12 protein-coding genes and 9 tRNA genes are annotated in these 12,602 nt (G+C 60.9%); 11 read left to right on the top strand and 10 right to left on the bottom strand.

The window, feature by feature from the left end:
• Positions 1 to 57: 57 nt before the first annotated feature.
• Together ACB033_RS00190 and ACB033_RS00185 are read left to right on the top strand one after the other, a co-directional pair.
• Complete coding sequence (locus ACB033_RS00190; RefSeq protein WP_139431688.1) at positions 58 to 726, top strand: LysM-like peptidoglycan-binding domain-containing protein; 669 nt, start codon at positions 58 to 60, stop codon at positions 724 to 726.
• Between the two features lie 272 nt (positions 727 to 998).
• Entirely contained in the window at positions 999 to 1,208 is a 210-nt protein-coding gene (locus ACB033_RS00185; protein ID WP_005297820.1) for a cold-shock protein, read from the top strand.
• Positions 1,209 to 1,735: 527 nt separating this feature from the next.
• Here ACB033_RS00185 and ACB033_RS00180 read toward each other — a convergent pair.
• The 8 genes from ACB033_RS00180 to orn form a co-directional block, all read right to left on the bottom strand.
• Positions 1,736 to 1,811, bottom strand: a tRNA-Gly gene (locus tag ACB033_RS00180).
• Positions 1,812 to 1,835: 24 nt separating this feature from the next.
• Positions 1,836 to 1,911 (bottom strand) — tRNA-Gly (locus tag ACB033_RS00175).
• A gap of 24 nt (positions 1,912 to 1,935) precedes the next feature.
• Positions 1,936 to 2,011: transfer RNA gene (locus ACB033_RS00170), tRNA-Gly, on the bottom strand.
• A 24-nt stretch (positions 2,012 to 2,035) separates the two neighbouring features.
• Positions 2,036 to 2,111: transfer RNA gene (locus ACB033_RS00165), tRNA-Gly, on the bottom strand.
• Positions 2,112 to 2,135: 24 nt separating this feature from the next.
• Positions 2,136 to 2,211: transfer RNA gene (locus tag ACB033_RS00160), tRNA-Gly, on the bottom strand.
• Between the two features lie 32 nt (positions 2,212 to 2,243).
• Positions 2,244 to 2,319 (bottom strand) — tRNA-Gly (locus tag ACB033_RS00155).
• A 36-nt stretch (positions 2,320 to 2,355) separates the two neighbouring features.
• A tRNA-Gly gene (locus tag ACB033_RS00150) sits at positions 2,356 to 2,431 on the bottom strand.
• A 178-nt stretch (positions 2,432 to 2,609) separates the two neighbouring features.
• Positions 2,610 to 3,155: an oligoribonuclease gene (orn, locus tag ACB033_RS00145; protein WP_139431690.1), complete on the bottom strand. Its 546-nt coding sequence runs from the start codon at positions 3,153 to 3,155 to the stop codon at positions 2,610 to 2,612.
• 91 nt (positions 3,156 to 3,246) lie between these two features.
• On the opposite strand from orn, the gene rsgA reads away from it, so the two are divergent.
• From rsgA to ACB033_RS00120, 5 genes are read left to right on the top strand one after another with little or no spacing between them, the layout of a single operon-like run.
• Positions 3,247 to 4,281 (top strand): small ribosomal subunit biogenesis GTPase RsgA, encoded by a 1,035-nt coding sequence (gene rsgA / locus ACB033_RS00140; protein ID WP_041202860.1) that lies wholly within the window; start codon positions 3,247 to 3,249, stop codon positions 4,279 to 4,281.
• 28 nt (positions 4,282 to 4,309) lie between these two features.
• The gene (gene asd, locus ACB033_RS00135; protein ID WP_017763974.1) at positions 4,310 to 5,182 is read left to right on the top strand and encodes an archaetidylserine decarboxylase; all 873 of its coding nucleotides are present in this window, start codon (positions 4,310 to 4,312) and stop codon (positions 5,180 to 5,182) included.
• The gene (locus ACB033_RS00130) at positions 5,179 to 5,427 is read left to right on the top strand and encodes a VF530 family DNA-binding protein (protein WP_019839449.1); all 249 of its coding nucleotides are present in this window, start codon (positions 5,179 to 5,181) and stop codon (positions 5,425 to 5,427) included. Before asd ends, ACB033_RS00130 begins: the two co-directional genes overlap by 4 nt.
• Before the next feature lie 4 nt (positions 5,428 to 5,431).
• Positions 5,432 to 5,683: a DUF2960 domain-containing protein gene (locus ACB033_RS00125; protein WP_005297812.1), complete on the top strand. Its 252-nt coding sequence runs from the start codon at positions 5,432 to 5,434 to the stop codon at positions 5,681 to 5,683.
• 2 nt (positions 5,684 to 5,685) lie between these two features.
• Positions 5,686 to 6,084: a hypothetical protein gene (locus ACB033_RS00120; protein WP_123246671.1), complete on the top strand. Its 399-nt coding sequence runs from the start codon at positions 5,686 to 5,688 to the stop codon at positions 6,082 to 6,084.
• Positions 6,085 to 6,229: 145 nt separating this feature from the next.
• On the opposite strand, the gene ACB033_RS00115 is transcribed toward ACB033_RS00120, so the two are convergent.
• Positions 6,230 to 6,724: a hypothetical protein gene (locus tag ACB033_RS00115; RefSeq protein ID WP_371140275.1), complete on the bottom strand. Its 495-nt coding sequence runs from the start codon at positions 6,722 to 6,724 to the stop codon at positions 6,230 to 6,232.
• 171 nt (positions 6,725 to 6,895) lie between these two features.
• Here ACB033_RS00115 and ACB033_RS00110 point away from each other — a divergent pair, with 171 nt between their 5' ends.
• Positions 6,896 to 8,869 (top strand): bifunctional diguanylate cyclase/phosphodiesterase, encoded by a 1,974-nt coding sequence (locus tag ACB033_RS00110; RefSeq protein ID WP_042007430.1) that lies wholly within the window; start codon positions 6,896 to 6,898, stop codon positions 8,867 to 8,869.
• A gap of 78 nt (positions 8,870 to 8,947) precedes the next feature.
• On the opposite strand, the gene rraB is transcribed toward ACB033_RS00110, so the two are convergent.
• Positions 8,948 to 9,295, bottom strand: a complete 348-nt coding sequence (gene rraB / locus ACB033_RS00105; RefSeq protein WP_080628938.1) for a ribonuclease E inhibitor RraB — start codon at positions 9,293 to 9,295, stop codon at positions 8,948 to 8,950.
• Positions 9,296 to 9,714: 419 nt separating this feature from the next.
• Between rraB and ACB033_RS00100 the strand changes: the two genes are divergently transcribed.
• The 3 genes from ACB033_RS00100 to ACB033_RS00090 all read left to right on the top strand — a co-directional run bounded on the left by ACB033_RS00100 (position 9,715) and on the right by ACB033_RS00090 (position 12,330).
• On the top strand, positions 9,715 to 11,991 hold the full coding sequence (locus ACB033_RS00100) for an immune inhibitor A domain-containing protein (RefSeq protein WP_371140274.1): 2,277 nt from the start codon (positions 9,715 to 9,717) through the stop codon (positions 11,989 to 11,991).
• A gap of 183 nt (positions 11,992 to 12,174) precedes the next feature.
• Positions 12,175 to 12,250 (top strand) — tRNA-Phe (locus tag ACB033_RS00095).
• A gap of 4 nt (positions 12,251 to 12,254) precedes the next feature.
• Positions 12,255 to 12,330 (top strand) — tRNA-Asn (locus ACB033_RS00090).
• Positions 12,331 to 12,602 lie beyond the last annotated feature (272 nt).

Here is a 12,602-nt window from a genome sequence, read left to right as displayed (position 1 = left end):
GTTTACCATAGGCACGAATTTGCCTGATGGCAGGCAATGTAGTGAGAGGTAAATGCCGTGCCCACCCCGGACCGTCGCCCCCGTGGCCACAACAGACGAGCCCAGCAGCGTCGCCAAGACGAATCACAAGGATCCCTGCTCCATCGTATCAATGCCGCTACCCTGCCCCTGCGCCAACGCATCGGTCAGGGCATGAGCGGACTTGGCCAGCGCGGCCAGGAACCCAGGACTGGCAAGTTCAAACTGGCCAGCCCGCTGCCCCGCAAGCACACCATAGGGCTGCTGATCCTGATCCCGCTCTGGCTGCTGGTACTGGCCTGGGAACCCGCCCCGACCGAACCCAAGGCGGCGCCGTCCGGTTCGCTGACGGTACCCATCGCCGTGCCGGCCCATGCCCTCACCGTGGGCAACGGCGCCAGCGGCAATGCCCCCGCCGCGGCCAAACCGGTGGAAGAGAAGGTCAATGGCACCTGGCTGCAACACGATGTGCAGGCCGGTGAGACCCTCTACTCCATCTTCCGCAAGTTCGAGCTGCCAGGCGCCGAGCTGAGCCGCCTCATTGCCATCGAAGGGCCGGATCGCCCGCTGACCCGTCTGCAGTCCGGCCGCGCCATCTTTATCCTGGTGGACGACACCCGCCGCATCCAGCGGGTCGAGATCCGCTCCTACGGTCAGGCCATCTATCGCTATGACCGACAGGGCGAAGGATTCGCCCTCAAGGAGTGATGAAACGGGAGGCCTGGCGCCTCCCGTTTTTTTGACCGGTTCCCGTGAAACAAGCTACTGACTTCACAATATTTTTAGCTTGCTCAAAAAATGAAAAGTGCCAAATTGACAAGGGATCGTGCTCACGTACAATCGTTTGTGCTTTAGACAGGGATTGTGCTACATGCTACTGGGACAAATTGACGTGGTCAGTCATGCTTCAACCCCTGCTTTCTAGGCAAATGCTGCCCAACCAGGCTTAGTTTCATTTTGTTATAGATAGGACTTACCACATGTCTGACATTCGCACCGGCCAAGTAAAATGGTTCAATGAGACCAAGGGTTTTGGCTTTATCGAGCAATCCCAGGGACCGGACGTTTTCGTTCACTTCTCCTCCATCCAGAGCGCCGGTTTCAAGACCCTGGCTGAAGGTCAAAAAGTACAGTTCACTGTGACCCAGGGCAAAAAAGGTCCTCAGGCTGAGAACGTTACCGTTATCTAAGCCAGCGCCAGTGAGCCGGTAGGAGGAGCCATCGCCCCTCCTATTTTTTTGCCTGCCATTTCCCCTTCCCCGCCACGATCATCAACCTGCCCGCAGCAGCAACAGCCCTTCCCGCCCTTGTGTACGACACGAGTACAGCAAGCATGGGTCTGATCTGGCTGAACGCCGGATACGGCAAATCATCGCAGCGCTATGTAATGGGCAATTCAAATGGATGGTGAGGACTTCTAAGAGAGATTGGAGCGGGAAACGAGACTCGAACTCGCAACCCCCAGTCTTGGCTTGGCAAGCGCGGATCATGCTCTACCAACAGGATGTGGCAGTGATTGTGCTGAGAAACTGGATTCGTGAACTTGGGGGGAAGAGATTAAATTTGAAGAGAGATTGGAGCGGGAAACGAGACTCGAACTCGCGACCCCAGCCTTGGCAAGCGTGGATCATGCTCTACCAACAGGATGTGGCAGCGATTGTATTGAGCAACTGGATTCGTGAGCTTGGGAGGAGAGAGATTGAATTTGAAGAGAGATTGGAGCGGGAAACGAGACTCGAACTCGCGACCCCGACCTTGGCAAGGTCGTGCTCTACCAACTGAGCTATTCCCGCAACAGGATGTCATCTGAAAGTGATTGGAGCGGGAAACGAGACTCGAACTCGCGACCCCGACCTTGGCAAGGTCGTGCTCTACCAACTGAGCTATTCCCGCAACGGAATGTCACTTACAAACTTTTGGAGCGGGAAACGAGACTCGAACTCGCGACCCCGACCTTGGCAAGGTCGTGCTCTACCAACTGAGCTATTCCCGCAACAGAATGTCATCTGCAAGTGATTGGAGCGGGAAACGAGACTCGAACTCGCGACCCCGACCTTGGCAAGGTCGTGCTCTACCAACTGAGCTATTCCCGCATCGGAATATCACTTACAAATTTTTGGAGCGGGAAACGAGACTCGAACTCGCGACCCCGACCTTGGCAAGGTCGTGCTCTACCAACTGAGCTATTCCCGCAACATTAGGTTGTCTTGAGGCTGGCTGATGATTGGAGCGGGAAACGAGACTCGAACTCGCGACCCCGACCTTGGCAAGGTCGTGCTCTACCAACTGAGCTATTCCCGCATCGGGCTGGTTTGCACCAGTGTCATCATCAGATTTTGGAGCGGGAAACGAGACTCGAACTCGCGACCCCGACCTTGGCAAGGTCGTGCTCTACCAACTGAGCTATTCCCGCAACTGCCTTAAAACAGGCCGTACAGCATTTGGTTGCTTGCGCTACTGTACGGGAGCCGAATTATAAGAGCAGTCATTCCAATTGCAAGGGCTTTTTTGTCTGGTTGCGCGCGTTCGCTCAAAAGCTGGTCGAACTGTCGATTTTAACAACCAGAGCGGGGCAATCCCTTGCCTGGGCGTCAGATCTTGAAGACATGACTGCGGTAAAACTGCAGCTCGGCAATGGATTCGCGGATGTCGTCCAGCGCCTGGTGAGTACCACTCTTCTTGAACTGATCCAGCAGCTCCGGCTGCCAGCGGCGTACCAGCTCCTTGATGGTGCTGACATCGACGTTGCGATAGTGGAAGAAGGCTTCCAGATCGCTCATGTGTTTGACCATGAAGCGGCGATCCTGGCCAATGCTGTTGCCGCACAGCGGGCTGGTGCGCTCCGGGACCCACAGGCGAATGAACTCGAGGGTCTCGGCGACGGCTTTCGCCTCGTCGTGCTGGCTCGCCTTGACCCGGGCCACCAGACCGCTCTTGGTGTGGGTGTTGACGTTCCAGTCGTCCATCTTGGCCAGCTCTTCGTCGCTCTGGTGAATGGCGATGACCGGCCCTTCGGCCAGCACGTTCAGGTCCTTGTCGGTGACGATGGTGGCAATCTCCAGTACCACGTTTTCTTCAGGGTCAAGGCCCGTCATCTCCATGTCGATCCATACCAGGTTCTGCGCGCTGACTGTCATGATTGCTCTCTCTATTGGGAGGAATGGCGGAATTTTGCCAATTTGCATGTATCATACTGGCTTTGGATCTGTTCATAAACTGGCGAATCGAGTGGCAAAGAAAGCAAAACTCAATCTGGGTCAACAAAGGCGCGTCCAGGCCAACCGCGAGCGTCGGCTGCAAAAAGAGCACACCACAGAGGTGGATGACACCCTGTTCGGGCCGGCCATCGAAGGGGTGGTGATCAGCCGTTTTGGTCAGCATGCAGACGTCGAGGCTAGCGATGGCACCATCCACCGCAGCAACCTGCGGCGTAGCAGCATCAGCAGCCTGGTGTGCGGCGACAAGGTGGTGTGGCGTCCCGGCCTCAATGCCGCGACCGCCGGCGTCATCGAGGCGGTGCACCCGCGTCACTCGGTGCTGACCCGGCCGGACTTCTACGACGGGGTCAAACCCATCGCCGCCAACATCGACCAGATCATCATCGTCTCGGCGGTGATGCCCGAGTTCTCCACCAATATCGTCGACCGCTATCTGGTGGCCGCCGAGGATGTGGAGATCCGCCCCCTCATCGTGCTGAACAAGGTCGACATGCTCGATGATGCCGCCCGCGCCCGCATCGAGCGCCAGCTCGAAACCTACCGCAAGCTCAATTACGAGGTACTGCTGGTGAGCTGCGAGAGCGGCGAAGGGCTCGATGAGCTGAAAGCCGCCCTGACCGACAAGATCAGCATCTTCGTCGGCCAGTCCGGGGTCGGCAAGTCGTCGCTCACCAATGCCCTGATGCCGGGGCTGGATGTGCTCACCGGCGAGATCTCCGAAAACTCGGGGCTCGGCCAGCACACCACCACCACGGCGCGGCTCTACCACTTCCCGAGCGGCGGCGATCTCATCGACTCCCCCGGGATCCGCGAGTTCGCCCTCTGGCATCTGGAAGCCGACCGTATCACCTGGTGCTTCGTCGAGTTCCGCGATTATCTGGGTGGTTGCAAGTTCCGCGACTGTACCCACAAAGACGATCCCGGCTGCGCCCTGCGCGCCGCGGTCGAAGCGGGCGCCATCAGCGCCGATCGCTTCCACAACTATCACCGCATCCTGGAAACCATGCAGGAAGCCCGTCACGGTCGCCAACAGGCACGCCTGTGACCCTGTTTAACCTACGTTGATGATGAACATGAGCATTACTGACAACCTGAAAATTGCCGGTCAATACTGTCTGCCCAAACACGCCCTCTCCCGCCTGGTGGGCAAGCTTGCCGCCGCCGAAGCGGGCAACCTCACCACCAGGGTGATCGAGGCCTTTATCAAGCAGTACCAGGTCGACATGAGCGAGGCGCTGCACGAGAGTCCTGCCCACTACAAGAGCTTCAACGAATTCTTCACCCGTGAGCTCAAGCCCGGTATTCGCCCCCTGGTGGAAGATGCCATGACCCTGGCCCTGCCGGTGGATGGCACCGTCAGCCAGCTCGGTCCGATCCAGCAGGGTCGCATCATCCAGGCCAAGGGCCACGACTACAGCGCCCGCGAGCTGCTGGGCGGTTATGAGGATCTGGTGGCGCCGTTCAAGGATGGCGACTTTGCCACCATCTATCTGGCGCCCAAGGATTACCACCGCATCCACATGCCGCTGGATGGCGTGCTGGAGAGTATGGTGTTCGTGCCGGGGGATCTCTTCTCCGTCAACCCGCTCACCGCCGAGAACGTGCCCAACCTGTTTGCCCGCAACGAGCGGGTGGTGGCCACCTTCCGCACCCCGCACGGCCCCATGGCGCTGGTGCTGGTCGGTGCCACTATCGTCGCCAGCATCGAGACCATCTGGGCCGGCAACATAGCGCCGACCAAAGAGAAGAAGGTGGTGCGCTGGGACTACACAGGCGACGAGGCCATCACCCTGCAAAAAGGCGCCGAGATGGGGCTGTTCAAGCTGGGCAGTACCGTGGTCTGCCTGTTTGGTCCGGGCATGCTGGCCGGTTTCGAGCCCCATCTGGCCAACGGGGTCACCACCCGCATGGGTCAACCCTTTGCCAAGCTGGCGGAGCAGGCATGAGCGATCAACCCGCTTCCCAGAAGAACAACCCGCTGCACGGGCTGACGCTGGAAGCCATCGTCACCGCCCTGGTCGAACACTACGGCTGGGAAAAACTGGGGCAGGAGATCAATATCCGCTGCTTTACCCAGGATCCCAGCATCAAATCCAGCCTGAAGTTCTTGCGAAAAACTCCCTGGGCACGGGAAAAGGTCGAGAGCCTCTACCTGTACGTCCAGCGCAAGCAGGCCAAAGCAAAGGAATAACGCCATGGCGTTCAAGATTACCTACACCTACGGCAAGAAAACCAAAGAGATCGGCTACGCCAACGACAAGTTCAACAGCATCTACGATGCCATTGCCGCTGCCGAAGGGATCAACCTGACCAGCTTCCACGCCATGGAGGAGCAGCTGGCCCAGGTATGCCGGCGCGACAAGAAGAGCGTGAAGGATTACCGGGAGAACTACTTCAAGGAGCTGGGCTTCTCCAACATCGTCATCGAGCGGGATGCCAAGGAGTAACCATGCGTACCTTGACCCTGATGGCCGCCTCCCTGCTGCTGGCGGCCTGCAGTACCCCGGAACAACACCTGGTCGGCAATGATCAGGATGTCCACGGCTGCCGTGCCAGCGCCGGCTACCAGTGGTCAGCCCTGACCAGGCAGTGTGTGCGGCTGTTCGAGCAGGGCATCAGGCTCAATCCGACCGATGCCGGCCAGACCGGCAGCGCCTTCGTGCTGTTCAACGCCGATCAGAGCCAGGCCGAGCTGACCCTGCCGAGCGGCGAGCAGCACCTGCTCACCCGCCAAGGGGTGGAGGGCAACTGGTCGTGGCAAGGCAGCGGCTACACCCTCTTCCCCTGGAAGGGGTATGTGCTCAAAGCCGGCGAGCAGACGCTGTTTCACGGCGACGTCGCCCGCTGAGTCACCCGACGCTATCCAGCCCCCGGCCCTGCCGGGGGTTGTTTTTTGCGGCTATCAACAGCGGCCCACATGTCCCCTTCCACCAGGCCGGAAACAAAAAACCCCGTTGCAGGCAACGGGGTTTTTGCTGGCACTCGGCGCAACCTTAGTTGGCGAGGGTGGAGAACAGGCTCTGTTCCAGGCTGCCGCGAGAGACGCACACCGGGGTGATGGAGGGGGCCGGTACCCGCTCGCCGGAGGACTCGACGAAGTAGAGCTGGGTGTTGCCCTTGACGTTGACGGTGGCCACGCTGTTGTTGCCGCTCTGGGTGATGATCAGGTTGATCTGCAGGTTGGGGTTGCCCAGTGCGACCTTGGAGCCCATGGTACCGCAATCCAGCCACTCCAGACCGTCGGCCGAATTCTCGACGTTGGCGGTCATCAGGCCGGAGCCACGCTGGCTGTTTTCGATGTTAAGGCCGTGATCGCTAAACCACTTCTCGGCGCGGGCCCACACCAGATCCACCGGGATCTGCATCTCCTGGGTGTTGTTGGTCGCCTTGGCTACCGGCGGGGTATAGCGGTACTGCTCGCCGCCATTGTTGTCGCTGGCACAACCGGCCATCAACAGGGCCAGTGCTACTCCCACTATCTTTTTCATGCTGCTTCTCTCATCCATATAATCCGGCCCTCGGCCGACCGGCGGCTATTATGGCGGCAGCGACACAGACTGTCAGCAGGGATCGGCAGAAATGAGTCAGCCTTAACCCAAGCTTTACAAAACCAGCCTGCTATCATAGATTTGCTCGAAATTTCCCCCGTGAGTGTCTGTGTGAACTCCTTGCTCACCCTGCCCCTGCTGCAGCAGATCATCGACCAGCTACCCATGAATATCTTCTGCCGGGATACGGATGGGCGCTACCTGTTTGCCAACCGTGCCTTCACGGAGCAGGCGGGTCTGCCGCTGCCGGCGGATCTCGTCGGCAAGACGGATGCCGACATGCCCTGGGGCGACATCTTTCGGGAAGAGGATCTGCGCCTGCTGGCGGAGGGTAAACCCCTGCTCTATCAGCAGTTGCACTGCAACAACGGCGACGCCACCAGCTGGATGGAGATCCACAAGATCCCGCTCTACGACGAGCAGGGCAAGCCGGTGGCCCTGTTTGGCATGGTCAACGAAATAGATCAGCGCAAGGAGCTGGAGCAGACCTTTCGCCAGCAGCAGCTGCTGCAACGCCGCCTGCTGGACGCCATCCCGGATCCGATCCGGCTGGAAGACCATCAGGGGCTGCTGATCGACTGCAACCAGGCCTTTCTCGACTTCATGGGGATGGCGGCCAGCGAGGCGCTCGGCCAGCGGGTGGCTCACCGCCTCTCCACCGAGCTGCCGATGGGACGGGGTGAATACTGCCTGGTGGATGCCAACGGCCAGGGCCGCCATCTGGAGGTGACCCGGGTCGAGGTACCGGACGACGAGGGCAACTCCCTCGGCATCCTCACCCTGAGCCGCGACATCACCGGGCTGCGCACCACCCAGGCCCAGTTGCAGCAGGAGCAGCACTACGACAGCCTGACCGGCCTGCTCAAGCTCTCCCACTTTCTGCAGACCAGCCGTCACCTCGGCGCCCGCAAGGCGAGCCTAGTGCTGGTCGACCTGCAACACTTTCGCGAGATCAACGACCGCTTCGGCATCCGGGTCGCAGACCGCCTGCTCAGCCAGGTGGCCCGTCGCCTGCAGCAGCTGGCTCCGCCCCAGTCGCTGGTGTGCCGGGTCGCCGCCGACGACTTTGCCATGCTGCTGCCCGAACTGAACGAGCCGCTGGCCAACTGGAGCAGCCGTTTGCAGGGGGCGCTGATGGTCCCCTACCAGGTGGAAGAGCACAGGATCCAGATCCCGGTGTTCCTCGGCATCGCCCACGGCAAGGCCAACGATGCCGAACGGCTGCTGAGCCACGCCGAGGCCGCCCTGGCCCAGGGCAAACGTCAGCAGCAGCACTGCACCCTGTTCGACCCCGAACTCGATGCCAAGCTCAAGCGTCGTCAGCTCATCGCGGCCCAGTTGCCGCTCGCCATCAAGTCCGGCCAGCTGACCGCCGTCTACCAGCCCATCATCAGCACCCGCACCAGTCAGCTGCACGGGGCCGAGCTGCTCTGCCGCTGGCCCCATCCCGAGCTCGGCATGATCTCTCCTGACGAGTTCATCCCGCTGGCGGAGGAGCTGGGGCTCATCGGCCTGCTCGGCTGCCACATGCTGGAGCAGGGTTGTGCCCAGCTGGCCCGCTGGCAGGCCGATGCGCCGGATCTGGTGCTCTCCATCAACCTGTCGCCGCTGCAATTTCGCGATCCCGAGCTCTGCCCGCAGATCTTCGCCTGCATCGAGCGTCACGGCCTCGCCCCCTGGCAGCTGGAGCTGGAGATCACCGAAGGGGTGCTGATGGAGAACGCCGACGAGATAGAGAGCAACCTGGCCTGCCTGATCGAGGCGGGCTTTCAGCTCGCCATCGACGACTTCGGCACCGGCTACTGCAGTCTGGCCTACCTGCCACGGCTGCAGGTGGCGACCCTCAAGCTCGACAAAAGCTTCACGCAGGAGCTGGTCACCAACCAGGCCACCACCGCCATCGTGCGCTCCGTCATCGGGCTGGGCCACGAGCTCGGCATCAAGATCACCGCCGAAGGGGTGGAGACGCAAGAGCAGCAGGCGTGGCTGGTGCAGGCCGGCTGCGACCGGTTGCAGGGCTACCTGTTCAGCCGCCCGCTGCCCCCCGCCGAGTTTGCCCGCTGCTACCAGTTGCCACAGGCGTGATGCTCACAACAACAAGGCCACCCGAGGGTGGCCTTGTTGTTTCTGGCGCGCGGCAGTGGCTGGCACACATCAGGCAGCTTACTCCTGGAAGTAGGTACCCCAGCCGTCGTAGTCCACGCCGTATTTTTCGAGGATGGGCAGCATGGTGGCGATGTCCGCTACTATGGTCTCGATGTCCAGCTTGCACTCGACGGTGGCGTCGAAGCAGAAGATGGTGGCGCCGTCATCCAGCTCCATCTCTTCGGCATCGGTCACTTCGAAACCGGCCTTGAACAGGTCAACCGCCGCCTTCTCCAGCAGATCGAAATCCTGGCAGGCAAAGTGGTGCTCAATCTCGTACTCCAGATCCGGGTTGCTGCCATCGGCCAGCAACTCGTTGACGATGGCGGTGGTCTCTTCGCGCCACTCTTGCATATCAAGACTCATATTAACCCCAGATGCGACTGTGTTGTGATCAAATGCCAGCGCGGACGGTGCCATCTCGGCCATCTGCCGCCCCGCAGGCCCGGTTGCGGCAAAGCATACTCGCACAGCCCATCCGGCTCAATGCGGCAGACCAAGATAAGCCGCCGTCCACAGCCACCCCAAATGGGGTGCCATCACAAAAGGTTAATAAAGGGTAATCTGCCGCCAAAACAGGATTGCTCCATATGGAGCTTTGCTCGGATGTGTCAAAACCACGCGACAGCGCCATCAAGCCATTTGAAATCAGCAGGATCCACCAGCGGCGTGACGGTGACAAGGCCATCCACGGAGTGTATCAAGGGACGCGGGCAATCCATCGCCCGTACGGAAAGAGGAGCCAGTGAGGCTCCCTTTTTATCATGTGAAGGAGCACATAGATAATGCCTAAAAAAACAATAATGAGCCTGCTTGTCGGCTCAACCCTTATGATTGGAAACCACGCCATGGCCGCCCCGGTCCACGGTCCGTTCGATGCCCCCCTGGCCGATGAGGTGAAGGTGCTGGAGATGCTCAAGAAGAGCGGCCGCATCCCGACCCTGGCCTCCCCCGAGCAGGAGCAGGCGGCCCTCGCCAGCTACTATCGCGAGAAGTCGCGGGCCTATCAGGGCAACAGCGGCACCCTGGCGGTGAAAGAGGGCAAGGTGCGCGAGACCATCCTCAAGAAGCTCCGCCTCAACGGCACCGCCCGTCCCGGCGATCGGGTGCCCACCCTGCTGCTCAAGTCCATCGAGCGGGAGCACTACCAGGGCAAGATGCGCAAGGACAAGATCCTCGCCATCCTGGTGGACTTCCCCGACTACCCGAAGAACAGCATCCGCCCCGAGCTCACCAAGATGTATTACCCGGATTACACCCCGGAGCACTACAACGACCTGCTGTTCTCGTCCAAGGGCTATGCCGGCCCGAACGGCGAGCAGTTCATCTCCATGCGCCAGTTCTACGAGCAGCAGTCCGGCAAGAGCTACAGCGTGCGCGGCCAGGTGGCGGGCTGGTATACCGCCAGCAAGAACGCCGCCTACTACGGCGCCAATGCCACCCCGAACACCATCCGGGAGCTGGTGAAGGAGGCGCTGATCCAGGTGGCGGGCGACCCCTCCATCGATCTGTCCGAGTTTGACCAGGAGGATCGCTACGATCTCAACGGCAACGGCAATCGGGATGAGCCGGACGGCCTCATCGACCACCTGATGATCTTCCACTCCAGCGTCGGCGAGGAGGCCGGTGGCGGCGATCTCGGCGAAGACGCCATCTGGGCGCACCGCTGGAACCTGGGTGCCCCCTACCCCATCCCGGGCACCAGCAGCCCGAGCCAGAACTTCGGTGGCAAATTTGCCGCCTACGACTACACCATCCAGCCCATCGATGCGGCGGCCGGGGTCTGTGCCCACGAATATGGCCACGATCTGGGGCTGCCGGACGAGTACGACACCAAGTACACCGGCAAGGGCGAACCGGTGGCGACCTGGTCCATCATGTCCTCCGGCTCCTGGGCCGGGGTCATCGGCGGCACCGAGCCGACCGGCTTCTCCGCCTGGGCCAAGGAGTTCCTGCAGGCCTCCCTCGGCGGCAACTGGCTGCACGGCAGCAATGTGCAGCTCGCCGATCTCAGCCCGCGCGGCAACGTCTACATGCTGGATCAGGCCAACGACAAGGGGCGCAACGACGACGTGGTGCGCATCAACCTGCCGGCCAAGCAGATCCCGCTCAACCCGCCCTACGCCGGCCAGTACGAGTACCACGGCGGCAAGGGCAACAACCTCGACAACCGCATGAGCCTCAAGCTGGATCTGAGCGGCAAACAGAGCGCCAGCCTCAACTTCAAGGCCTGGTATCAGATTGAAGAGGGGTACGACTACGCCAGGGTGCTGGTCAACGGCCAGCCCATCGCGGGCAACCTGACCACCAGTGACGATCCCAACGGGGTCGGCTTCGGGGTCGGCATCACCGGCAACTCCAATGGCTGGACCGATGCCGAGTTCGACCTCACCCCCTGGGCCGGTCAGCAGGTCACTCTGACCCTGCAATACCTGAGCGACGGCGGTGTGGCCGAGAACGGGCTTTTCGTGGACGAGCTGCAGATCCTCGCCGATGGCGACACCCTGCTGAGCGACGGTGCCGAGGGCAACTCCCCCTTCACCCTCGCTGGCTTCGTGAAGAGCGACGGCAACGAGGCCAAGGATCACTACTACCTGGCCGAGTGGCGCAACCATGCGGGAGTGGACAAGGGGCTGGCCCATATCAATGTGGCCGACCAGCTGATGCGCTACGAGCCGGGCATGCTGCTCTGGTACGTGGACAACAGCCAGGTCAACAACTGGGTGGGAGTCCACCCGGGTGAGGGCTTCCTCGGGGTGGTGGATGCGGATCAGCGCACCCTCAAGTGGAGCGACGGCGCCGTGGCTGGCACCCGCTACCAGATCCACGACGCCACCTTCAGCCTGGGCTTCCAGCAGCCGCTCAACCTCAAGCACCCGAGCGGCTCCCTGCTGCGCGACTTCTGGATCACCCCGAACCGGGTGTTCAAGGATTCCCGCAGCTACCAGAGCAAGGAGATCCCGGATGCCGGTCGCCTGCTGCCCGAGTACGGGCTCAAGATCAGCGTCACCGGTCAGGCCCGTGACATGAGTACCGGGCGGATCATCGTCAGCCGCCACTGAGCACGACAGCCATGACAAGGGGCCCCAGGGCCCCTTTTTTCATCTGCCGACCCGCCACCTGAGATGAAAACAGGCCAAACCGCCCAACAAACACCCTGATTGCTCACTTGTCGAGCGAACAGTCCGACTATCTGCGCCATGCGGTTGACACATCCGTTCAGAAAGGGTTTAATGCGCGCCGTTGCCCAGATAGCTCAGTCGGTAGAGCAGGGGATTGAAAATCCCCGTGTCGGCGGTTCGATTCCGTCTCTGGGCACCACAATTCCTCCTTAGTTCAGTCGGTAGAACGGCGGACTGTTAATCCGTATGTCACTGGTTCAAGTCCAGTAGGAGGAGCCAAATTTGAAAAGCCCGCTCATCGAGCGGGCTTTTTTCATTCCGGTCAGCTGCCGTTGCAGGTTGCCAGCAGCAGGGTCGCGCCGCAGGTGGCACTGAACAGCAACAAGCCGGTCTGCAGAACACCCTCCGGGTTCACCCGTTTCTCTTTTTTGCGCAATCGTCTCCACCCAGGCTTCATCGCGCCCACCTCATCCTGTTACAACCCCTGCCCCGTTGGCAGGCGAGCCATCTTTGTGCAGCCGGCCCGCCACCGTCAACTCCCTTGCCGACAA

The organism is Aeromonas sp. S15(2024), from assembly GCF_041402265.1.
Taxonomy (GTDB): domain Bacteria; phylum Pseudomonadota; class Gammaproteobacteria; order Enterobacterales; family Aeromonadaceae; genus Aeromonas; species Aeromonas dhakensis.
Note: the sequence above shows the minus strand (reverse complement) of the source record. Positions and strands in the feature narration are given on the sequence as shown.